Origin of the sequence: Brachybacterium rhamnosum, from assembly GCF_039526185.1 — a bacterium.
Taxonomy (GTDB): domain Bacteria; phylum Actinomycetota; class Actinomycetes; order Actinomycetales; family Dermabacteraceae; genus Brachybacterium; species Brachybacterium rhamnosum.
Genome location: NZ_BAAAIS010000002.1, coordinates 637,613 through 658,792 on the forward strand (window position 1 = coordinate 637,613; position 21,180 = coordinate 658,792).

The following is a 21,180-nucleotide window of genomic DNA, read 5'->3' on the forward strand; positions in this document are numbered from 1 at the left end:
TCGTCGGTGTTCGCCCTCGCTGCGAGCTCGGGCGGCTTCCATGCTACGAGGTCGCCCCGCGCAGGCGGCCGAGGGCCCGGGTTCCGGTGCCCACCATGCGCTGGACCTCCTCGACCCGCAGCAGCCAGGCCACGGCCAGGAACACCGCGGAGACCACCGCGCCGATCACGACGCCCAGGGCGATGGCGACCGATCGGTGGGACCAGATGGCCCCGTCCAGCAGCTGCACGAGCCCCGCCCCCACGGCCCAGGAGACGAGCGCCGCGAGCGCGAGCTTCCCCGCGAGCACCAGACCCTTCCGTGTGCCCGGCACGGCCTCGCCGAGGGCAGCGGCACGGCGCCGCAGGAACCACAGGGCCATGAGCCATCCGGCGAGGTTGCCGACGCTGCTCACCGTCGCCGCGGTCGCCGTCGCCCACGCCGGGTCCACCACGGCGAGGATGATCGGCGCACCCACGAGGGAGGCGAGCGTGTTCGGGATCTGCGTGTAGAAGGGCACGCGGGCGTCCTCGTACGCGTAGAACACGCGCTTGACGAGGTAGAGGGCCGCGAAGGGCACGAGGCCCAGCATGTAGCCCACGAGCACCGCGCCGTTCGCCCGGGCTCCGATCGGCCCCGTGCCGCCGCCGATCGCCCACATGATCGGGCCGGCGAGGGCGATGAAGAGGACCGTGCACAGCACCATCGGCACCGCGAGCAGGCGGTTCGTGCGGGCGTACGCGGCGAGCGCCGCGGCGTGGTCCCCCGCGGCGGCGCTGCGCGAGATCGCCGGGAAGGCGGCCGTGACCAGGGAGACCGCGATGATGCCCTGCGGAATCATGAACGCGAGGTAGGCCCAGTCGATCGAGAGCAGCCCCGGATAGCGGGCCGCGAGGTCGGAGTCCTTCCCGGCCGCCTCCGCCGCGTGCACCGCACCGCCGGTGGACCAGCGGGTCGCCCACACGCCGAGCTGGCCGAGGCCCAGCATCGCGAGGGTCCACAGGCCGATCCTGCTGAGCTTGCCGAGGCCCAGCCCGCGGAAGCCCCATCGCGGCCGCAGTCGCAGGTCGAGCTTCTTGACGAACCAGGTGAGGAAGACGACCTGGCCCGCGGAGCCGCCCACGTTGATCGCCGCCATCGCCACGATCATCGCGAGGGTCCACTGCGACGGGTCGCCGACGGCGCCCCACATGCCCAGGAACAGGGCCGCGCCGACGATGCCGATGAGGTTGTTGACCACCGGCGCCCACTGGTACGGGCCGAAGGAGTCGTGCGCGTTCAGCAGCTGCCCGCACATGACGTACAGGGCGGAGAAGAAGACCTGCGGCATCATCCAGTAGCCCAGCTGCACCGCGAGCGCGTAGGTCGCCGGCGGCAGGCTGCCGCTCGTGAGCACGAGCAGCACGGGCACGAGCAGCATGCACAGCCCCGTGAGCACGAGCGACACGAGGGACACGAGGGTCATGAGGCGCGAGACGTAGTCGCTGCCGCGGTCCGGCCGCTTCACGGCGCGCACGATCGCGGGCACCAGGATCGCGTTGAGCGTGCCGCCGCCCACGAACAGCCACACCGTGTTGGGCAGGGCGTTCGCGGCGCTGAAGGCGCTGCCGGCGGAGGACATGGAGCCCGCGAGGATCGAGCCGAACAGGAAGTTCCGCACGAAGCCGAGCAGCCGCGAGACGATCGACCCCGAGGCCATGACCACGGAGGCCTTCATGAGGCGGGAGCTGCTCCCGGGGGTGCCGTGGCGGCGGTGGCGGGGAACGTGATGGGTGCGGAGCTCGCGGGGACGTGTCGTCACGGGCGCTCCTCCTTCTGCTCCGGGTCCTCGGCCGCGGCGGCGGCCTCGTCCCCGGTCTCGGTCGTGGGGTCGGGATGGGTCTCGGCGTCGTCGGCGTCGTCGGCGGTGGGCGGCAGCGGCTCGGTGGTGGGCTCGGAGCGGCCGGTGCGGGCGAGGACCACCGGGTCCTCGGGGCCGTGCACGGCCGGGGCGCGGTGCGAGGAGCCCGTGCGGCGGGCGCGCGCGACGCCCACCACCACGAGCGCGCCCATGCCGATCACGAGCAGCAGGGTCGTCCAGTTCTCCCACGCCGGGTTCACTGTGAGCGGCACCTCGGAGGTCGAGGTGAGCGCCTGCGCCCCGCCGTCCGGGGCGTCCTCGGCGTCGGGATCGCTGGTCAGCTGCACGGAGAGGGTCACGGTGCCGTTCGCGATCGCCTCGACCGGGACCGTCTTGTCGATCTGGCCGCGGGCGGGGACCGTCACGACGGGCTGCTCGCCCACCCGCACGATCGGGCGGTCCGAGGACACCGCGATCCGCACCGTGATCGGCGTGTCCAGGGAGTTCTTCACCGTGATCGGCACGCCCGCCGAGTCGGAGATGAGGTTGTAGCCGGAGGTCGGGACGACGGAGATCGCCCCGGTGAGGTCCGCGACGGCGGACTCCGCCAGATCCGCCCGCGCGGAGGAGTCCGCGGCGGAGCCCCAGTGCTCCGAGGCGGCGGAGAGCACCTCGAGGCGGGGACCGTCGAGCGCGGCGTCGTCCTCCATGACCGCCCCGAGCGTGTCGAGCTCGCCCCAGAGGTCCTGCAGCCGACGGGCGAGGGCGGGCTCGACGTCCGTCGCGGCGACGTCGGCCGGGTCGGTGCGCGTCCAGGTGCCGTCCTCGGACTCCGCCGAGGGAGCCACGGTCGCCGCATCGATCGCCCCGAGGGCGTAGAGGTCGTCCCCCGATGTCGAGGGGTTCGTCGTGACCGCGTCCTGCTCCGCGGCGGAGAGCAGGGCATCGGTGGTCCCGCGGGTGAGCCAGGGGGCCTCGTCGAGGGCGTCGAGCGCGGTGCCCGCGGCCTCTGCGTCCAGGGCGGCCTCCGGATCCGGGCTGATCAGCAGGTGCCGCGGTGCCTGCGAGTACTCCGAGGCGATCGTCGCGGTCTCCGCGAGCATCCGCTGGGTCACGAGCTCCGGGTCGGTGCTGCCGTCGAGCGAGGCGAACTCGGCGGAGAGCTCCGGATCCGGCGCGAGCACCCGCAGGTCCCGCCCGGATCCCGTCGCGCCCGTCGCCTCGTAGGTGCCGATCGAGCTGGGGGTGACGGCCGATCCCGGATCCTCCCGCACCGACGTGGAGGGCACGATGACGGTGTCCGCCCCCGCCGCGGCCGCCTCGTCGAGGGCGTCGGCGGTGACCTCGTCACCGGGGATGCCGACGGCCCGCGAGCGCAGGACGATCCCCGACTCCTGCCAGGTGTCCCGGCCCAGGGCATCCGCCGCGTCCGCGAGGTCCGTGGCGCCGCCTTCCCGGAGTCCCGCGAGGTCCGTGCGCGCATAGGGCATGGCGAGCACGGTGCGGGAGCCGACGGCGTCCTGCAGCGTCGAGGCGATCGCCTGCGCGGTCTCCGGGACGGCGTACTCGGCGGCCGCGTCGCCGTTCGTGGTCTGCGGATCGCCCTCCTCGGCGATCGCGAGCCGCGGCGGGTCCAGCAGCTGCGGGTCCAGCCACCAGTCCACGTCCTCGCGCGCGGCGAGGGCCTGCAGGGAGGCGAGGTGCCCGGAGGCGGCGGAGTCCGCGTAGGCGGAGGGATCGGCCGCCGCGGCCCCCGGATCCGTGCCGGTCATGGGCAGCAGCACCGACTCGGTGATGCTGCCGCTCGCCCCCTCGGGGCGCCACACCACGAAGGTGCGGATCGCGTCCTGGGGACCGTCGGACGTGGAGAGCGTGAGCGAGATGCGGCGCGTGCCCCACAGATAGGACTCCCCGCTGAAGCCGAGGTCCTCCGCGGGGACGCGGATCTGCAGCGTCGCGGAGTCCCCCGGCGCGATGACCGTCGGATCGGAGGAGGCGACGGGCTCACCCGCCGTGTCCGGCCCCGTGAGGCCCTCCCACTGTGAGAGCTGCGCGCGGTCGGTGACGCGCGAGCTGCGGGTGCGCAGCTCGAGGGACGCCGCGTCGAGCGACTCCTCGGAGGTGTTGGTCACCCTCACCCGCGCGGTGAGCGTGCCGCCGGGCGCGAGGGAGGTGGGATCCAGGGAGGTGAGCGTGAGGTCGACGGCGGAATCCCCACCCTCCGACGGGGCCGACGGGGCCGCGGGTGCGGCGGGGGACGCGGGCGCGGCGGCGCTCGCCGGGCTCGCGGCGCCGGCCAGCAGCGCGGGAGCGAGGAGCATCGTCACCGTCAGCAGCGCCGCGAGGACCGGGCGCAGCAGCGGACGGGTGGACGGCATGGGGACACTGTATGCGGCCGCTACCGTAGTTCCCTGCGCGGGCGCGCGTGCTCCGCAGACCCTCGCACCACCTTCACATCGACCGCAGGACAGGACCCCCGTGACCGAACCCGCCGCCGAGGCCGCCCGCCGCCTCGAGAACGCCCGCACCCGGGCCGCCGCCATGTTCGAGGCGCTGCCCGCGGAGATCCACGACCTCGGCCGCCGCTTCGAGGCGGCCGGTCTCGAGCTGGCCCTCGTGGGCGGCCCCGTGCGCGACGCGGTCCTGGGCAGGGTGAGCGCCGACCTCGACTTCACGACCTCCGCCCGCCCCGAGCAGACCGAGGAGATCCTGCGCGGCTGGACCCACGACGGCGGCATCTGGGACATGGGTCGCGAGTTCGGGACCCTCGGCGGGATCCGCGACGGGGTCAAGGTCGAGATCACGACCTACCGCACCGAGACCTACGACCCCGCGTCCCGCAAGCCCCAGGTCGCCTACGGGGACACGCTCGAGGGGGACCTCTCCCGGCGCGACTTCACCGTCAACGCGATGGCCGTGCGCCTGCCCTCGCTCGAGCTCGTCGACCCCTTCGACGGCCTCGAGGACCTCGCCAAGGGCGTGCTGCGCACCCCGGTCGCCCCCGAGCAGTCCTTCGACGACGACCCGCTGCGGATGATGCGCGCGGTGCGCTTCGTCTCCCAGCTCGACCTGCGGATCGAGCCGATGACCGCCGCCGCGGTCGCGGACCTCGCCGAGCGCATCACCATCGTCTCCGCCGAGCGGGTCAAGGACGAGCTGGTCAAGCTCATGACGGGCGTCGCGCCGCGCCGCGGCCTCGAGCTCATGGTCGAGCTGGGCCTCGCCGACCACGTGCTGCCCGAGCTGCCGGAGATGCGGCTCGCGATCGACGAGCACCACCGCCACAAGGACGTCTACGAGCACTCCCTCACCGTGCTCGACCAGGCGATGGACCTCGAGAGCCCCGCCGGCTCGGGCGGCCCCTGCGAGGCGCCGGACCTCGTGCTGCGCCTCGCCGCGCTGCTCCACGACATCGGCAAGCCCGCCACCCGCCGCTACGAGGACGGCGGCGTGGTGACCTTCCGCTTCCACGAGACGGTGGGCGCGAAGATGGCCGCCAAGCGGCTGCGGGCGCTCGCCTTCGACAAGGACACCATCAAGAAGGTGTCCCGGCTCGTCGAGCTGCACCTGCGCTTCCACGGCTACGCGGACTCCCCGTGGACCGACTCCGCGGTGCGCCGCTACGTCACCGACGCCGGGGACCTGCTCCAGCGCCTGCACCGGCTCACCCGGGCGGACGTCACCACCCGCAACCAGCGCAAGGCCCGCGCCCTCTCCCGCGCCTACGACGAACTGGAGGAGCGGATCGACCGCCTCGCCGAGCAGGAGGAGATCGGGCGGATCCGCCCGGACCTCGACGGCAACGCGATCATGTCGATCCTCGACCTCCCCCCGGGCCGCGAGGTGGGCGAGGCCTACAAGCACCTCCTCGAGCTGCGCATGGAGCACGGCCCGCTGGGCGCCGAGCGCGCCGAGGCGGAGCTGCGCGCCTGGTGGGCGGCCCGCGCCGAGGGCTGAGCGGGCGGTCGGCCCGGGGGATCGGGTGACGCGCGCCGCACGGACGCTGGATGCCTCCCCGCCTCCGTGTGAGGAGGATGTGAGGGACCGCCCGGCAGACGTGCACACCGTGTGTGCTTCACCGCCGGGGCTTCCCGCCGGCGGGGGTGGGATGCTCATACTGTGAGGTCGCCTGCCCGTCGGCAGTCGCGTCCTCGACCCCTTCAGACCAGGAGCAGCAGCCATGAGCGATTCCGGACGCTCTTCCCGCGGCTCGTCGCGCCGCACGAACCCGTCGGCCGGCAATCGTCGCGCCGCAGGTGTACGTCGCGCCTCCGGGGCCTCCGACGCGAAGAAGCCGGCGCCGGGCGCCGCGGCCTCCGCGAGCAAGGGCACGAGCCGCACGCCGAAGAAGGCCGGCGCCGCCGCGGGCGGTGCGGCCGCGGCGGGGGCAGGGAGCCGCTCGGCGGCGTCCCGCCACGCCGCACCGGCGCGCAGCGGGCGCGGGAAGGGAAGCGGCAAGGTCGCCGCGACGAACTTCCTGAACTACCCGCGGGCCGGGAAGAACGGCTTCTGGCGCTGGCTGCCGTCCTTCCGCCTGCTCGCCGGCGCCTTCGCGCTGATCGTGCTGCTGGGCCTCGCCGGCACCGTCTGGCTGTACAAGACCACCGAGGTCCCCGAGCCCTCCGACTTCGCCCTCGCCCAGTCCTCCCGCGTCTACTTCTCCGACGGCGAGACGGAGATGGGCAAGTTCAGCGACATCAACCGCACCCCGATCGCGAACGACGAGATCCCGCAGACCGTCAAGGACGCGGTCGTCGCGAGCGAGGACGCGACCTTCTACGAGAACCGCGGCATCTCGCCCAAGGGCATCCTCCGAGCCCTGGTCAACAACCTCTCCGGCGGTGCGCGCCAGGGCGGCTCGACCATCACGCAGCAGTACGTGGAGCGGTACTACACCGGCACCAACACGAGCTACGTGGGCAAGGTCAAGGAGATGTTCATGGCGATCAAGATCGACCAGGAGCTCCCCAAGGACGAGATCCTCTCCCGCTACCTCAACACCATCTACTTCGGCCGCGGCGCGTACGGCATCGAGGAGGCCTCCCAGGCCTACTTCGGCAAGCCCGCCTCCGAGCTCGACGAGTCCGAGGCCGCGCTGCTGGTCGCCGTGATCCCCGGACCCTCGTCCTACGACCCCGCGGTCAACGAGGAGAAGGCGCAGTCGCTGTGGGCACGCGTGATCGAGCGCGAGGTCAACGACACCGGGGTGCTCACCGCTGCGGAGGCGGACGCCCTCGAGTTCCCGAAGACCGCCGAGCCCAAGAAGCAGAACAGCCTGGGCGGCACCAACGGCTACCTCCTGGACCAGGTGCGCACCGAGCTCATCAACCAGGGCTACACGCAGGACGAGCTCAACACCGGCGGCTTCAAGATCGTCTCCACGGTGGACAAGAGCGTCCAGGACAACACCGTCCAGTCGATCGAGGACCTCGGCGACCGCCCCGAGAACAACCGCGTGGGCACGATGACGCTGGACCCGTCCAGCGGCGCGATCCGCGGCATGTACGGCGGCGAGGACTACGTGAAGCAGTCCATCAACGACGCGACCCAGTCGCGCATGCAGGCCGGATCGATCTTCAAGACCTTCACGCTCGTTGCGGCCCTCCAGGAGGGCTACTCGCTGTACTCGACCTGGGACGGCAACTCGCCGAAGTCCTTCCCCGGCTGGACCGTGAACAACTTCAACAAGGTCGACTACGGCACCGTGAGCCTCGCGCAGGCGACCACGAACTCGATCAACACGGCCTTCGCCGAGCTGAACGTCGAGATGGGCCCCACGAAGACCAAGGAGGCCGCGATCGAGCTGGGCCTCCCGGAGACCACGCCGGGCCTGGACGACTACGCCTCGAACGTGCTCGGCAGCGCCTCGCCGACCGTCCGCGAGATGGCGGAGGCTTACGCGACGATCGCCTCCGGCGGCGTCTACCACTCCGCGTACATCGTCGAGACGATGACCAACGCCGACGGCTCCAAGGAGTACGAGCACAAGGACACCGCCAAGCGCGTGCTCGACGAGGGCGTGGCCACCAACGCCACCGTCGCCCTCCAGGGCCCGCCCAGCACGGGCTCCGCGAAGGCGCTCGTCGACATCATGGACGGCCGCCCCGTGGCCGGGAAGACCGGCACCTCGGAGTCCTTCCGCTCCGCATGGTTCGTGGGCTTCACCCCGCAGCTCGTGACCGGCGTGGGCATGTTCCAGCCGAACGCGGACGGCGGCGAGGACCCGCTCACCCCGTGGGGCGACTACTCGAACATCACCGGCGGCTCGTACCCCACGGAGATCTGGGGCTCGATCATGTCCCGCTCCCTCGAGGGCCAGGACTTCGAGGACTTCCCCGAGGCCGTGCGGCTGGACAACCAGAAGGCCGTCGCGAGCACCACGACGACCCGCAAGTCGACGCGGACCCAGGCCCCGACGACGAAAGCCCCCACCACCGAGGCGCCGACCACGGAGGAGCCCACCACGGAGGAGCCGACGACGGAGGAGCCCACCACAGAGGCGCCGACCACGGAGGAGCCGACGACGGAGGAGCCCACCACCGAGGAGCCCACGACGGAGGAGCCGACGACGGAGGAGCCCACCACGGAGAAGTCGACGACGACGAAGAAGCCCGCGGAGAAGACGACGACGGAGAAGCCGGCGGCGGAGAAGACGACCAAGCCGTCGTCCACGAAGCCGACCACCGAGGCGGGCGCCGAGGAGGGCAAGACCGACACGGGGACGACCGGGGACTGACCCTCCGATCCCCTGTCCACGATGCGGCCCGCTCGTCCTCCGGGACGGGCGGGCCGCGTCGTCGTCGGCCCCGGCTGTGATCCCCCGCGCAGCTCCCGCCCCGCTCTTCTCCCCGTCCCCCGGGACCGGTAGGGTTGCACGGTCCGTGACATGCGCCGCCGGCGGCTGCGCGGATGGCATGAACCCTCCTGCCACGGAGAGACCGTGGCCGTTGAGACCACAGGAGGTGGGTACCGAAACATGCGCGCTTACGAAATGGTCGTGATCCTCGACCCGTCCGTCGATGAGCGGACCGTCAGCGGGACCTTCGAGAAGCTGGTCCAGGTCGTCCCCACCGAGGGCGGCACCATCGACAACGTCGACGTCTGGGGCAAGCGGAAGTTCGCCTACGAGATCGACAAGAAGTCCGAGGGCATCTACATCGTCCTCACCTTCACCTCGACCCCCGCCACCGCGCAGGAGCTCGATCGTCAGCTGGGGCTCAACGAGTCCGTGCTGCGCACCAAGCTCATGCGGGCCGACGCGAAGTGATCCTTCGGGACGCGCCCCCGCTCCGCGGCGGCTCGTCCCTCCCGATCGCCTCCGGCTCACGCCGACGGGCGATCCGCGGCCCCCGGGCCGCCTCCCAGTGACACCACTGACCCCACCGAACTCGGAGCAGAGGAGCACCCATGGCGAATGACACCGTCATCACGGTGATCGGCAACCTCACCGCCGACCCGGAGCTGCGTTTCACCAACTCCGGAGCGGCCGTGGCGTCGTTCACCGTCGCGTCCACCCCCCGCACCTTCGACCGTCAGGCGAACGAGTGGAAGGACGGCGAGGCGCTGTTCCTGCGCTGCTCGGTCTGGCGCGATGCCGCCGAGAACGTGGCGGAGTCGCTGGAGAAGGGCACGCGCGTCGTCGTGCAGGGCCGTCTCCAGCAGCGCTCCTACACCGACCGTGAGGGCAACAACCGCACGTCCGTGGAGCTCCAGGTCGACGAGGTCGGCCCGTCGCTCCGCTACGCCACCGCCAAGCCCACCAAGGTGCAGCGCGGCGGAGGCGGCGGCGGTCGCGGCTTCAACGGCGGCGGTGGTCAGCAGGGCGGCGGCTTCAACGGCGGCGGCCAGGGTGGCTACGGCCAGCAGGGCGGCGGTCAGGGCGGCTACAACGGCGGTCAGCAGGGTGGCTACGGCAACGCTCCTCAGGGCGGCGCCGACCAGGACCCGTGGGCCGGCGGCAACCAGGGCGGGTACGACGACCCTCCCTTCTGATCCGCAGAGGGCTCTCCGGAGCCTGCTGACCAGGATCGACACTCATCCATTCCATCCCGGGTGCATGCCCGGGCTCCACAGAAAGAAGGAGCACCACGATGGCCAAGCCTGTTCTTCGTAAGCCGAAGAAGAAGCTGAACCCGCTGAAGGCTGCGGGTCTCGAGACCGTGGACTACAAGGACGCGGCGCTGCTGCGCAAGTTCATCTCCGACCGCGGCAAGATCCGCGCGCGTCGGGTGACGGGCGTGTCCGTGCAGGAGCAGCGCAAGATCGCGAAGGCCGTGAAGAACGCCCGCGAGATCGCGCTCCTGCCCTACTCGACCTCCGGTCGCTGAGCAAGGAAGGCATACCCATGACCACCAAGCTCATCCTCACGCACGAGGTCTCCGGCCTCGGTGCCGCCGGCGACGTCGTCGAGGTCAAGGACGGCTACGCCCGCAACTACCTGCAGCCCCGCGGTCTCGCGACCCCGTGGACCAACGGCGGTCAGCGTCAGCTCGACCAGATCCGCGCCGCCCGCGGCAAGCGCTCGATCACGAACCTCGAGGACGCCCAGGCGCTCAAGGCGACGCTCGAGTCGAAGCCGGTCGTCGTCTCCGAGCGCGCCGGCGAGAACGGCCGCCTCTTCGGCGCCGTCTCCTCCAAGGAGATCGCCGACGGCGTCAAGGCCGTGTTCGACAAGGACATCGACCGTCGCACGGTCGAGTTCCCCGCCGCCATCAAGGCGCTGGGCGAGCACAAGGCGACCGTGCGTCTGCACAACGACGTCTTCGCGAACCTGGTCATCCAGGTCGTCGCCGCCAAGGGGTCCGTGAAGGCCTGATCCGAGGCTCTCGCACCCTGCGCTCGACGCCCCGCCCACCGTTCCGGTGGGCGGGGCGTCGTCGTGCGGGGGGGGTGGTGCGCGCTCCAGCCCCACGGATGGTCCGATTCTGTTCCGGATCCGACGTCGATGTGGAACACAATCGGACCATCCGCCGTGTGTGAGGGCTTCCGGGGCGGGTGGCGGAGGCGGCGCGTGGTCGGCCCTGTGGTGAGGGGCCGATGATGGGCGAGCATGATGCCATGCCCTCCGCCCTCCAGAACGTGCCGCTGCGCGAGCAGCTGCGAATCGACCGCCTCCCCCTGCGACTGCTGACCCTGTTCCTCGGCCTGACCGGCTTCGGCGCCGGCATCGGCCTGATCCTCCGTGCCGGCCTCGGCGCCGCCCCGTGGGACGTGCTCTCCGTCGCGATCGCCGGCCGCACCGGGCTCAGCATCGGGACGATCACGATCCTCACGAGCTTCGTCGTGCTGCTCGCCTGGATCCCGCTGCGCCAGCAGCTCGGCATCGGCACGCTCGCCAACGCCCTCTGGGTCGGCGTCTCGATGGACCTCACCCTGCACCTCGTGCCGCCCGTCGAGGGCCTGCTCCCTGGCATCGCCCTGCTCGTCGCCGGGCTCGCCCTCAACGCCGTCGCCGACGCCGTCTACATCGGCGCCCAGCTGGGCCCCGGCCCGCGCGACGGGCTCATGACCGGGATCCACCACCGCTGGGGGCTGCCCGTCGGCCCCGTCCGCGCGGTCATCGAGGTCGGCGTGCTCGCGATCGGCTGGATGCTCGGCGGGCCCGTCGGCCTCGGGACCGTCGTGTACGCCCTGGGCATCGGCCCGATCGTGCACCTCGTGCTGCTGTGGGTGACGATCCCCGTGCGCCGCGGGGCGGCGCCGGTCCCCGCGACGGCCGCCCTCGCCGACTAGGGTCAGGCAGGGTGAGCACCCCTTCCCCCACCCCCTCCCACCCGGACGCCGGCTCCTCACCGGCCGCCGGCCACACCCTCGCGCGGTCCCTCGGCCACGGCCAGATGGCGATGATCGCCATGGGCTCCGCCCTCGGCACCGGCCTGTTCCTGGGCTCCGGCGAGGCGATCGGCTACGCCGGACCCGCCGTCATCGTCTCCTTCGCCGTGGGCTCCCTCATCGCCGCGACGATCGCGCTCGCGATGGGCGAGATGGCCTCCCGCCACCCCGTGCGCGGCGGCTTCGGCACCCTCGCCGCCCGCTACCTCTCCCCGTTCTGGGGCTACCTCAGCCGCTGGCTGTACTGGATCGTCACGGTCGCCGTGACCGGCGCGGAGCTCGTCGCCTGCGCCGCCTACCTCGCGTACTGGTTCCCGGCCGTGCCGATCTGGGCGGGGATCCTGCTCTTCGCCGCCGTGATCGTGGGGATCAACCTCGCGACCGTCGGCTCCTTCGGCGTCATCGAGTTCGCGCTGAGCTCGATCAAGGTCGTCGCCGTCCTCGTCTTCATCCTCATCGGCCTGTTCCTCGTGCTGTTCGGCATGCCGGGGGAGAGCGCCCCCGGGCTCTCCCTCCTCACGTCCGACGGGGGCTTCGCCCCCAACGGCTGGGGCGCCGTCTGGATCGCGCTCTCGGTCGTCATGTTCTCCTTCGGCGGGATCGAGCTGCTCTCGATCACCGCCGCCGAGGCGAAGGACCCGGCCCGCTCGATCCGCACCGCCGCGCGCACCACGATCGTGCGCCTCGCGTTCTTCTACGTGCTGTGCATCGGCATCGTCGTGAGCCTCGTGCCGTGGCAGGAGGCCGCCGGCACCGGCGAGGACGTCGCGACCTCCCCGTTCGTGATGGTCTTCGACAGGATCGGCATCCCCGGCGCCGCGAGCATCACGAACCTCCTGGTGCTCGTCGCGGCGCTCTCCGCGGCGAACGCGAACCTCTACGCGGGCAGCCGCATGCTCCACTCCCTCGCCTCCGACGGCCTCGCCCCGCGCCTCTTCGCGCGCACCACGCGCCGTCACGTGCCCTACGTGGGCATCGTCGCGAGCTCCGTGGGCCTGCTCGCCGCCGCGATCCTCGCGTTCTCCGGGGTGGGCGGCGTGTTCGGCTACATGATGAGCCTCGTCGTGTTCGCGGTGCTGCTCGTGTGGTTCCTGATCCTCGCGACCTTCGTCGCCTACCGGCGTCGCGGCGTCGAGGGCGCGACCTTCCGGGTGCCCGGCGGCGTCGTCACCGCGGTCGTGGGCATGATCGGCCTGCTCACCGTTCTCTCCACGGTGTTCGTGCGCGAGAGCATGCAGATCGCCGCGGCCGTCGGCGTGCCCGCGGTGCTGCTCGCGACGCTCCTCTACTTCGCCGTCGTGCGGCGCCGTCTCGACACGGCCGCGATCGAGGAGGCCTTCGACGAGGCCGAGTCGATGCGCTGACGTCGCTGTCGCCGACGTCCGTCGGGACCGGCTCCGACGGACGTCGCGGCCGGTCCCGGCGTCCCGGTCGCTAGGGTCAGGGCATGTTCGGATCCTCGAAGCAGCTCCAGGCCCAGCAGGCCCACATCGCCCGGCTCGAGGAGGAGGTGCGCGGCCTGCGCGGGCTCGTGGAGCGTCTGGCCGACCGCGCCGACGTGGGACCCGAGGAGCTCGAGGAGCTGCGGGCCCAGCTGCGCCCGGCCTTCCCGCCGCGGGTGGACGAGCTGATCGCGCAGGACCAGCTCATCGCCGCGATCAAGGAGTACCGCACCGCCACGGGAGCCGGGCTCAAGGAGGCGAAGGACGTCGTCGAGGCACGGCGCGACGGCCTGCGCTGACATGCCCTGACGCCCAGGCCGGCGGGGTGGCCGCGCGGGAACGTGTCGTCCGCAACACTCCCTCGGACGGATTGGGTCCCCCGGTGAACGCGGGGTACCCTGAGGGAACCTTCGGCGTTGGTGTGTACGTACCTGGTGTCGGAGACATGCGCGAGTGGCGGAATTGGTAGACGCGCACGGTTCAGGTCCGTGTGCTCGAAAGGGCGTGGGGGTTCGAGTCCCCCCTCGCGCACGCATGGAAGAGCCCCTGGTCGGTGAGAGCCGATGCAGGGGTTTCTTCGTGTCCGGGGCGCGTCACGCCGGGGCGGCCGGGGGGGGCACCGGCCCGCCGGCCGGCGGTCACTCCCGCTCGTGGGCGGCGAGGAGGGCGAAGCCGCCCGCGATCGCGATGAGCGCGGCGACCATGCCGATGAGCGCCGGCCAGCCGCCCGCCACGAAGAACATGCCGCCCACGAAGCCGAAGACGCTCGAGCCCACGTAGTACCAGAGGTTGTAGAGGCTCGTCGCCTGGGCGCGATCCTGCGCGGCCTGCACGCCGGCCCAGCCCGAGGCGATCGCGTGCGCGCCGAACAGCCCGGCGGTCATGACCACGAGCCCCGCCACCACGAGCACGAGCGGCTGCGCGAGGGTGAGCAGCGCGCCGGCGAGCATGATCCCCATCGACGTGAGCAGCACCCGCCGCCGGCCGTGCCGGGCGACGAGGCCGCCCGCGATCCGCGAGGACGCGGTGCCGGAGAGGTAGGCGATGAACAGCAGGCTCGTGAGGCTCGAGGGCATCGCGTACGGGGCGCCCTCGAGGCGGAATCCCAGGTAGTTGTAGATCGCGACGAAGGCCCCCATGAGCAGGAAGCCCTGCGCGTAGAGCACGAGCAGGCGGGGCGTGCGCAGATGACGGCCGACGGCGGCGACCACGTGCCGCACGGAGACCGGGTGCGGGGAGAAGCCGCGCGGCGGCGGGGTGATCGTGAAGAAGACGAGCGCCGCGGCGGAGGCCATGAGGGCGACGGCGAAGGTGCCCACGCGCCAGTCGGTGAGGTCCGCGACGGGGCCAGCGACGAGGCGACCCAGCAGCCCGCCGATCGTCGTGCCGGAGACATAGGTGCCGGCCGCGATCGCGGCGTGCCGGCGGTCGATCTCCTCTCCGAGATAGACGACGGCGATCGCGGGGATCCCGCCGAGGGCCGCGCCCTCGAGGACCCGCACCACCATGAGCGTGCCGAACCAGGGGATCCACGGCATGAGAAGGCCCAGCGCGGTCGCGGCGACGAGGCTCACGCGCATGGCGGCGACCCGGCCGATCCTGTCCGCGACGAGCGACCACGGCAGCACGGAGGCGGCGAGGCCCAGGGTCGCCGCGGAGACGGTGAGGCTCGCGCGGGAGGCGTCGACCCCCATGTCCGCGGCGAGGATCGGCAGCACCCCCTGCGGGGAGTAGAGCTGGGCGAAGGTCGCGATGCCCGCGCAGAGCAGCGCGAGCAGGATCCGGCGGTAGGCCGCGGAGCCGCGGTCGTGCCCCGCCCACGGCGCGGCCGCCGGCGTCGGTGCGGTGGGCGGCGCGACGGCGGGGGCGTTGTCGGTGAGGTCCGACGGCCGGAGGACGGGGGTGGGGAGGGTGGGGGTGGTCGACATGTGCGGGAGGCGCTCCTCGGGAGATCGCCGCTCACGCTAGGAGCCGCCGCGCCCCCGCACAAAGGTCATGGAGCGATGCTCAGCATAGCGATACCGGCATAGGATCGTGTGACCGGCGACGACGATCCCGTGCGGGCCGGCCGACGCGCCCGCGGAGTGAGCGAGCAGACGTCACGGGCAAGGGAGGAGGGCCGATGGAGCAGCAGGGCGACGCCTCCGGTCGTAGCGGTCATGAGGCGGCTGAGGGCCTCGAGGGTCTCGAAGGCCTGGACCGCGGCCGCGTGCTGCGGGACCTCCCCGTGTTCTGCGCCGTCGCGGAGGCCGGCCAGGTCACGCTCGCCGCCGCGGAGCTCGGCCAGCCGCAGTCGATGGTCTCGCGCACGCTGGGCCGTCTCGAGGCGACCCTCGGGGTGCGCCTGTTCGAGCGCCGGGGCCGCGGGATGGAGCTGACCGAGGCGGGGCGGCACCTCCTGCCCTACGCGCAGGCCGGACTGCAGCAGCTCGACGCGGGCCTGCGCGAGGTGCAGGGGCAGCAGGTGATCGGCCGGGACACGCTGCGGGTGGCGGTGCAGTCGCTGCTGGGCCTGCGCGTGGTCCCGCCGCTCATCGCACGCTTCCGGGCCTCGTACCCGGAGGTGGACTTCGAGCTCGTGCAGGGCTCCCGCCGCCGCGGCCTCACCCTGCTCGAGGAGGGGCGGATCGACATGGCGCTGCTCTCCTCGCCGCCGCGGATGCCGCGCACCACCACCATCGAGATGGCCGCGGAGCCGCTCGTCGCGCTCGTGCCGGCGGGCCACCCGCTGCAGCGGAGCGCACCGGTCGGGGTCGAGGAGCTCGCCGACGAGGAGCTCATCATGCTCTCCGCGGACTTCGACGTGCACGGTCTCGTCCACGCCATGTTCGCCTCCGCAGGCCGGACCCCGCGGATCGGGATGACGACGGAGGACTACTACACGGTGCGCGGGCTCGTCTCGGCGCGGCTCGGGGTGAGCATCATGCCGCCGATGCCGACGGTCTCCGACGGGGTCCGTGAGCTGCGGATCGATTCACCCATGGCCCGCCGCACGATCGGCGCGGTCGTGCACGAGGACGCGGGTCGGCCGGCGCTCGCGGCCTTCGTGCGGATGCTCGCCGCCTCCGACGGGCCCGCCGAGGTCGGGGCCCGCTGAGGTCTGTCCTCGGCCCGGCGGCTCAGGCCGGGCCGACGTGCAGGATCGTCGTGAGCAGCTCGCGGGCGCGGTCGAGCACGTCGTCGTAGCTGCGCTCCTCGCCCTCCGGGGTCGACCCCGCACCGTGGTGGGCGAGGTGGCCGAGCGAGCGGATCATCCCCGCGATGAGGCTCGTGATCATCTCCGCCGTCGGCTCGACCTCCTCCTCGGGGAGGTCGGGGTGCTCGTTGCGGACGCGGAGCTGGATGATCTCGCCGAGCTCCTCCTCGAGGGCGAAGATGCGCTGCATCTGCGCGGCGAGGAGATCGGGGTGCGAGGTCACCACCCGCATCCGCTGCTCGAGGGAGAAGGGGAGGTCCATGGGCGGCGGCGTGACGATGCCGACCGCGTCGAGCAGCACCGGACCCGTGCCCACGATGAAGCGGCGGGCGGCGCTCTGGTCGATCCGGGGCATGTGCCGGCCCAGGAGCGCGTCCTCCTTGGTGGGGTAGTGGTTGAAGAAGGTGCGCTGGCTGATGCCGGCGGCCTCGCTGATCATCGCGACGGTGACGTCGGCGTAGCCGTGCTCGGCGACGAGCTCCAGGGCGGCCTTCTCGATGGCGTCGGCCGTGCGCTCGCCGCGACTCCTCGCCACGGGGGCGGACTTCTCGCTCATGGGGCCACAGTACGGCGCGCCACACCTCTCTGGACGCTCCTAGTGGCAGTCGCTACAGTTTCGAGTTGCAGTCACTGCAGTTCTGAGTGTGAGTCGATGAAAGGCACCCCATGACCACCACCGCCGCACCGATGGTGCTGACCCGTCGCCGGGTCTGGACGATCTTCGCCGCGCTGCTCGCGGCGATGTTCCTCTCGAGCCTCGACCAGACCATCGTCTCCACCGCCATGCCCACGATCGTCGGCCAGCTGGGCGGCGTCGAGCACCAGATGTGGATCACCACCGCCTACCTGCTCGCCTCGACGATCGTCATGCCGATCTACGGCAAGTTCGGCGACGTCCTCGGTCGCCGCCACCTCTTCCTCATCGCGATCGCCCTGTTCACGCTCGCCTCGCTCGGCGCCGCGCTCTCGAGCACCTTCTGGGCCTTCGTGATCTTCCGCGGCCTGCAGGGCCTCGGCGGCGGCGGGCTCATGATCCTCTCCCAGGCGATCATCGCCGACGTCACCCCGGCTGACCAGCGCGGCAAGTACATGGGTGTGCTCGGCGCCGCCTTCGGCGTCTCCGCGATCGCCGGCCCGCTCCTCGGCGGCTACTTCGTCGACCACCTGACCTGGCACTGGGCCTTCTACATCAACATCCCCGTCGGCATCGCCGCGTTCCTCGTGGGCGTGTTCGCCCTGCAGCTGCCCAGCAAGCTCGCCACCCGCCGCATCGACGTCCCCGGCGTCGTCGCGCTCTCCGCCGCGACCGCGAGCCTCATCCTCTTCGCCGACCTCGGCGGGGACGACGCTCACGGCTGGGACTCGCCGCTCACCTGGGGCTTCGGCGCGCTCTTCCTCCTCGCCGCCGCGGCCTTCGTGCTCATCGAGTCCCGCGCCGAGGACCCGATCATCCCGCTCTCGCTCTTCCGCAACCGGCTGTTCGTGCAGTCCACCGCGATCGGCCTCGCCCTCGGCATCGGCATGTTCTCCGTGCTCGGCTTCATGCCCACCTTCCTGCAGATGGCGTCGGGCACCTCCGCCGCGGAGTCCGGGCTGCTCATGATCCCGATGATGGCCGGCATGATGGCGACCTCGATCGCCTCCGGCGCCTACGTCTCCCGCACCGGGCGCTACCGGATCATCAGCGCCGCCGGCGTGCTCGTCATGATCGGCGCGGTCCTGCTGTTCACCACGATGACCGCGCAGACCCCGATCTGGGTGATCATCGCCTACCTCATGGTCTTCGGCGCCGGCCTCGGCCTGGTCATGCAGAACATCGTCCTCGTCGCCCAGAACGCCGTCAGCGCGACCGTCGTCGGCACCGCGACCAGCACCACGAACTACTTCCGCGAGGTCGGCGCGACCCTCGGCACGGCGGTCTTCGGCACCGTCTTCGCCAGCCGCCTCACCGAGCGCCTCGTCGCCGTGTTCAGCGGGAGCGGGGCGAGCGCCGACCAGGCCTCCTCCGCGGCCTCCTCGATCGACCCCTCGACCCTCGCGGAGCTCCCGCAGACGATGCGGGACGCGATCGTCGGCGCCTACGCCGAGGCCCTCTCCCCGGTGTTCTGGTACGTGCTGCCCTTCCTCGCCGCGGCCGTGCTGCTCGCGATCACCCTGAAGCAGGTCCCGCTCTCCCACGAGGCCGGGCTCGTCGCCCGCGGCGAGGCCGTCCTCGAGGAGCCGGCCGACGGGACGCCGGCCGATGGTGCCCCCGTGGGGACCGCCGCGCAGGAGTCCTCCCGGACGGACGAGGACCCGGTGCCCGCGACCCTGCGCTGAGGCCCGCGCACCGGAGTGCGCTCGCGCTCGCCACACGCCCCGTCGGGGGCCGCAGCGTCGACGCGGCCGGCAGGGACGTCCGCCCGCTCGCCGGACGCACCCGGGACGGCCCTGCTCAGCGGCCGGGCGCGGTGAGCAGGAGCTCCACGTTCCGGTCCTGGGCCTCGCCCTCCTGGGAGGGGTCCGCGTGGATGTCGTTGAAGGACAGCTCGCGGTAGAGCGTCGCGAGGGAGTCGCCCTGGTACGGCGCCGCGGACTCGATGATCGTCGAGAGCAGGGACAGGGTGCCGTCGCGGTTGTCGACCACCTCGATCACGCGGGCCTGCTGCGGGAAGTCCACGTGCGAGGCGGTGTTGATGGTCCAGTAGCGCCGCTCGGGCACGTCGTGCCCGCGCAGCTCGACGGCGTTGGTGTGCGTGTGCCCGTTGACCCAGGCGAGCACGTTCGGGAAGCGGCCCAGCAGGTTCGCCACGTCCCAGCCGGCGTGCCGCAGCTCGGGCTCGCCCGGCGCGAGCAGGAGGTTGTTCATCGTGCCCGGCGTGTGGTGGCTGAACACGAGGAAGTAGGTGTCCTCTGCCCGCCGGGTCACGAGCCGCCCGAGCGCGTCGTAGGAGCGGCTCGAGCCCTCGGTGAGCACCCGCTCGAGCCAGCGGTACTGGGCGTGGCCCAGGGACCCCTCGGTGAAGCCGGCCCGGTTCGTGGAGTCCAGCGCGATGCCGACCACGCCTTCGGCGATCCCGAAGGTGTAGTAGCCGGTGCGCTCGGCGACGTTCTGCTCGGTGTAGCCGTGGCCCGGCGCGCCCGCCCGGGGCGCCGAGTCGAGGTGCGCGCGCAGGTACTCCTCGATCGTGAACGGGGCGCGACGCTCGTCCGGCGTGACCTCGTGGTCGTGGCGCGGATCGGCGCTCGTGGTGATCTCCGGGGTGCGCGTGCCCTCGATCGAGGAGGTCGCAGCGGTGCGCACGCGGGACTCGAGCTGGCGATTCGCGGCGTCGGAGGTGAATCCCGTGAACTTCCACGAGCCGGTGTAGATCTCCGTGAGGAAGCCCCAGTCCGACGGCAGCGTGCCGGATACGGAGTCGTCGTGGTTGCCGAACACGCTGAACCAGGGCACGTCGAGGCCCGGGCTGCGGTGGCTCGCCGTGGCGCGGTCCAGGAGGTCGGGGATCGGGGCGAAGCCGGCCTGCTCATAGCGGTCGTCCACGCCGCCGGCGGGGTTCCAGTAATTCGGGTCGCCGCTGGTCTGCACTCCCTCCCAGGTCCCGTCGGCCCCGGTGCTCGCGGTGATCTCGCCGCCGTCCATGACGGTGAGGAACCAGTCGAGCTCGACGGTCTCGTGGTTGTCGGTGTTGTCCCCGGTGGTGACGACGCAGTCGAGGGGGCGGCGCGTGTGCGGGCCCTTCCCCAGGGCGTTCACGCGCTCGACGAGTGAGACGGAGCCCTGGGTGGTGAGGGACTCCTGCGGGCGGAAGGCGGAGCCGGTGACGTCGTGGAGGTACTCGAAGCGCATCGGGGACTGGGCGTCGAGCAGGTGCTGGTCGGTGAACTGGACGAGCGCGGCGAGCGGGACGCGGGTGTCGGTGCGGGCCTTCCGTGGAGGGTTCTCGAGCGCGTCCTCCCGCACGAGGAAGGGGGAGGGGTCCCCGGCGGTGAGGCGGCGGTAGGAGCCCTCGGGGCCGGCCTCGGGCACGGCGCGCTCGGCGAGGGTGGTGCCGGTGGGGTCGAGCCCGGCGTCCTCGGCGAAGGCCCGCTGGGCGGGGAGGGTCGCGGCGGTGGTGCCGGCGAGGGTGAGGGCGGAGCCGGCGAGCAGCGTGCGCCGGCGCAGCGGGGAGGAGGGGGCGGGGACGTGGGGATGCGCCATGACCCCCAGCCCAGCAGCCCAGGGTTACCCCTGGGTAAAGGCTGGGGGAGCGGCACGTGGCGACCGCGCGGCCCGCCGGCGACGGGCCCCGCTGAGCCGTGCCGGCGGCGTCAGAGGATGAACTCGAGCGGGTCGAACTCGTCGATCTCGATGATCCGCACGCGCGGCAGCTTCGAGGTGAAGGCGTGGACGTCGTGCTCGAGGTCGAAGAACTCGATCCCCGGGACGTTGCGGAGATCCGCGGCCATGAACTCCTGGAAGCCGACGATCCCCGTGCGGCGCTCCGGATCGGCGGCGAGCGCCTGCATCTGCGGCACGAAGTCCTTGTCGTGGCTGACGAGCAGGACGTCCGCCTCGCGCTCCGCGAGGGCCTCGGCGGTGCGCTGGATCGCGATGTCCACGACCTTGCCCTCGCCGCGCAGCGGGACGGTGCGGTAGCCGATCGCGATGAGCGCCTGCACGAAGCCCAGCGGCAGCGTGTCGCCCACGGCGAGGAAGAACAGGCCGGTCACCGGTTGCTGCCAGGCGGACTCGGCGTGCTCGAGGAGCTTGTTCCAGCGGGGCCGCTCATCGGGCTGGGGCCGGCGGTTCAGCACCGACACCCCCAGGGTGGCGTCGATGTTCTCCCCGTCGACCAGCATGTACGTGCGGCGATCGCTCATGGGGCGAGCCTACGCGCTCCCCGCCCCGCCCCCGCCCGGACGGGGGCGAC

At 72.2% G+C, this 21,180-nt stretch carries 17 protein-coding genes and 1 tRNA gene; 12 read left to right on the forward strand and 6 right to left on the reverse strand.

Going from position 1 to position 21,180, the window contains the following annotated elements:
* Window positions 1-43: 43 nt before the first annotated feature.
* Window positions 44-1,780 carry a murein biosynthesis integral membrane protein MurJ gene (gene murJ, locus ABD080_RS04765; protein ID WP_240811207.1) on the reverse strand — a complete coding sequence of 579 codons (1,737 nt, stop codon included), beginning with the start codon at window positions 1,778-1,780 and terminating at the stop codon, window positions 44-46.
* Entirely contained in the window at window positions 1,777-4,197 is a 2,421-nt protein-coding gene (locus ABD080_RS04770; protein ID WP_343903820.1) for a DUF6049 family protein, read from the reverse strand. Before ABD080_RS04770 ends, murJ begins: the two co-directional genes overlap by 4 nt.
* A 100-nt stretch (window positions 4,198-4,297) precedes the next feature.
* Here ABD080_RS04770 and ABD080_RS04775 point away from each other — a divergent pair, with 100 nt between their 5' ends.
* The 10 genes from ABD080_RS04775 to ABD080_RS04820 all read left to right on the forward strand — a co-directional run bounded on the left by ABD080_RS04775 (window position 4,298) and on the right by ABD080_RS04820 (window position 13,623).
* Window positions 4,298-5,776 (forward strand): CCA tRNA nucleotidyltransferase, encoded by a 1,479-nt coding sequence (locus ABD080_RS04775; RefSeq protein WP_377827272.1) that lies wholly within the window; start codon window positions 4,298-4,300, stop codon window positions 5,774-5,776.
* A gap of 223 nt (window positions 5,777-5,999) precedes the next feature.
* Window positions 6,000-8,555: a transglycosylase domain-containing protein gene (locus ABD080_RS04780; RefSeq protein WP_343903821.1), complete on the forward strand. Its 2,556-nt coding sequence runs from the start codon at window positions 6,000-6,002 to the stop codon at window positions 8,553-8,555.
* A gap of 240 nt (window positions 8,556-8,795) precedes the next feature.
* Entirely contained in the window at window positions 8,796-9,086 is a 291-nt protein-coding gene (gene rpsF, locus ABD080_RS04785) for a 30S ribosomal protein S6 (RefSeq protein ID WP_137769398.1), read from the forward strand.
* 140 nt (window positions 9,087-9,226) lie between these two features.
* Window positions 9,227-9,811, forward strand: a complete 585-nt coding sequence (locus ABD080_RS04790) for a single-stranded DNA-binding protein (RefSeq protein ID WP_137769399.1) — start codon at window positions 9,227-9,229, stop codon at window positions 9,809-9,811.
* Window positions 9,812-9,909: 98 nt separating this feature from the next.
* Complete coding sequence (gene rpsR, locus ABD080_RS04795) at window positions 9,910-10,146, forward strand: 30S ribosomal protein S18 (protein ID WP_137769400.1); 237 nt, start codon at window positions 9,910-9,912, stop codon at window positions 10,144-10,146.
* Window positions 10,147-10,163: 17 nt separating this feature from the next.
* Window positions 10,164-10,634, forward strand: coding sequence for a 50S ribosomal protein L9 (gene rplI / locus ABD080_RS04800; protein ID WP_343903823.1), 471 nt, complete (start codon window positions 10,164-10,166; stop codon window positions 10,632-10,634).
* Between the two features lie 242 nt (window positions 10,635-10,876).
* Window positions 10,877-11,551 (forward strand): membrane protein YczE, encoded by a 675-nt coding sequence (gene yczE, locus ABD080_RS04805; RefSeq protein ID WP_137769402.1) that lies wholly within the window; start codon window positions 10,877-10,879, stop codon window positions 11,549-11,551.
* An 11-nt stretch (window positions 11,552-11,562) separates the two neighbouring features.
* Complete coding sequence (locus tag ABD080_RS04810; protein ID WP_343903824.1) at window positions 11,563-13,014, forward strand: amino acid permease; 1,452 nt, start codon at window positions 11,563-11,565, stop codon at window positions 13,012-13,014.
* Window positions 13,015-13,097: 83 nt separating this feature from the next.
* A complete protein-coding gene (locus ABD080_RS04815) occupies window positions 13,098-13,391 on the forward strand; it encodes a ribosomal protein L7/L12 (RefSeq protein ID WP_343903825.1) in 294 nt (97 codons plus the stop codon).
* Window positions 13,392-13,539: 148 nt separating this feature from the next.
* Window positions 13,540-13,623, forward strand: a tRNA-Leu gene (locus tag ABD080_RS04820).
* Between the two features lie 107 nt (window positions 13,624-13,730).
* Here ABD080_RS04820 and ABD080_RS04825 read toward each other — a convergent pair.
* A complete protein-coding gene (locus ABD080_RS04825; protein WP_343903826.1) occupies window positions 13,731-15,020 on the reverse strand; it encodes an MFS transporter in 1,290 nt (429 codons plus the stop codon).
* A gap of 194 nt (window positions 15,021-15,214) precedes the next feature.
* Between ABD080_RS04825 and ABD080_RS04830 the strand changes: the two genes are divergently transcribed.
* Entirely contained in the window at window positions 15,215-16,189 is a 975-nt protein-coding gene (locus ABD080_RS04830; RefSeq protein WP_343903827.1) for a LysR family transcriptional regulator, read from the forward strand.
* A 22-nt stretch (window positions 16,190-16,211) separates the two neighbouring features.
* Here the strand turns inward: ABD080_RS04830 and ABD080_RS04835 are convergent, their stop codons facing one another.
* Window positions 16,212-16,844: a TetR/AcrR family transcriptional regulator gene (locus ABD080_RS04835; RefSeq protein ID WP_343903828.1), complete on the reverse strand. Its 633-nt coding sequence runs from the start codon at window positions 16,842-16,844 to the stop codon at window positions 16,212-16,214.
* Between the two features lie 110 nt (window positions 16,845-16,954).
* On the opposite strand from ABD080_RS04835, the gene ABD080_RS04840 reads away from it, so the two are divergent.
* Window positions 16,955-18,607, forward strand: a complete 1,653-nt coding sequence (locus ABD080_RS04840) for an MDR family MFS transporter (RefSeq protein WP_343903829.1) — start codon at window positions 16,955-16,957, stop codon at window positions 18,605-18,607.
* A gap of 115 nt (window positions 18,608-18,722) precedes the next feature.
* On the opposite strand, the gene ABD080_RS04845 is transcribed toward ABD080_RS04840, so the two are convergent.
* Together ABD080_RS04845 and ABD080_RS04850 are read right to left on the reverse strand one after the other, a co-directional pair.
* The gene (locus ABD080_RS04845; protein WP_343903830.1) at window positions 18,723-20,468 is read right to left on the reverse strand and encodes a TIGR03767 family metallophosphoesterase; all 1,746 of its coding nucleotides are present in this window, start codon (window positions 20,466-20,468) and stop codon (window positions 18,723-18,725) included.
* A 110-nt stretch (window positions 20,469-20,578) separates the two neighbouring features.
* Window positions 20,579-21,130 carry an NYN domain-containing protein gene (locus ABD080_RS04850; protein WP_137769410.1) on the reverse strand — a complete coding sequence of 184 codons (552 nt, stop codon included), beginning with the start codon at window positions 21,128-21,130 and terminating at the stop codon, window positions 20,579-20,581.
* Window positions 21,131-21,180: the final 50 nt, after the last annotated feature.

Bases quoted from the DNA above. Each gene is read 5' to 3' on its own strand.
- ABD080_RS04770 (WP_343903820.1), bottom strand. From the start codon at position 4,197: ATGCCGTCCACCCGTCCGCTGCTGCGCCCGGTCCTCGCGGCGCTGCTG.
- ABD080_RS04780 (WP_343903821.1), top strand. From the start codon at position 6,000: ATGAGCGATTCCGGACGCTCTTCCCGCGGCTCGTCGCGCCGCACGAAC.
- rpsF (WP_137769398.1), top strand. From the start codon at position 8,796: ATGCGCGCTTACGAAATGGTCGTGATCCTCGACCCGTCCGTCGATGAG.
- ABD080_RS04790 (WP_137769399.1), top strand. From the start codon at position 9,227: ATGGCGAATGACACCGTCATCACGGTGATCGGCAACCTCACCGCCGAC.
- rpsR (WP_137769400.1), top strand. From the start codon at position 9,910: ATGGCCAAGCCTGTTCTTCGTAAGCCGAAGAAGAAGCTGAACCCGCTG.
- rplI (WP_343903823.1), top strand. From the start codon at position 10,164: ATGACCACCAAGCTCATCCTCACGCACGAGGTCTCCGGCCTCGGTGCC.
- yczE (WP_137769402.1), top strand. From the start codon at position 10,877: ATGCCCTCCGCCCTCCAGAACGTGCCGCTGCGCGAGCAGCTGCGAATC.
- ABD080_RS04815 (WP_343903825.1), top strand. From the start codon at position 13,098: ATGTTCGGATCCTCGAAGCAGCTCCAGGCCCAGCAGGCCCACATCGCC.
- ABD080_RS04825 (WP_343903826.1), bottom strand. From the start codon at position 15,020: ATGTCGACCACCCCCACCCTCCCCACCCCCGTCCTCCGGCCGTCGGAC.
- ABD080_RS04830 (WP_343903827.1), top strand. From the start codon at position 15,215: ATGGAGCAGCAGGGCGACGCCTCCGGTCGTAGCGGTCATGAGGCGGCT.
- ABD080_RS04835 (WP_343903828.1), bottom strand. From the start codon at position 16,844: ATGAGCGAGAAGTCCGCCCCCGTGGCGAGGAGTCGCGGCGAGCGCACG.
- ABD080_RS04840 (WP_343903829.1), top strand. From the start codon at position 16,955: ATGACCACCACCGCCGCACCGATGGTGCTGACCCGTCGCCGGGTCTGG.
- ABD080_RS04845 (WP_343903830.1), bottom strand. From the start codon at position 20,468: ATGGCGCATCCCCACGTCCCCGCCCCCTCCTCCCCGCTGCGCCGGCGC.
- ABD080_RS04850 (WP_137769410.1), bottom strand. From the start codon at position 21,130: ATGAGCGATCGCCGCACGTACATGCTGGTCGACGGGGAGAACATCGAC.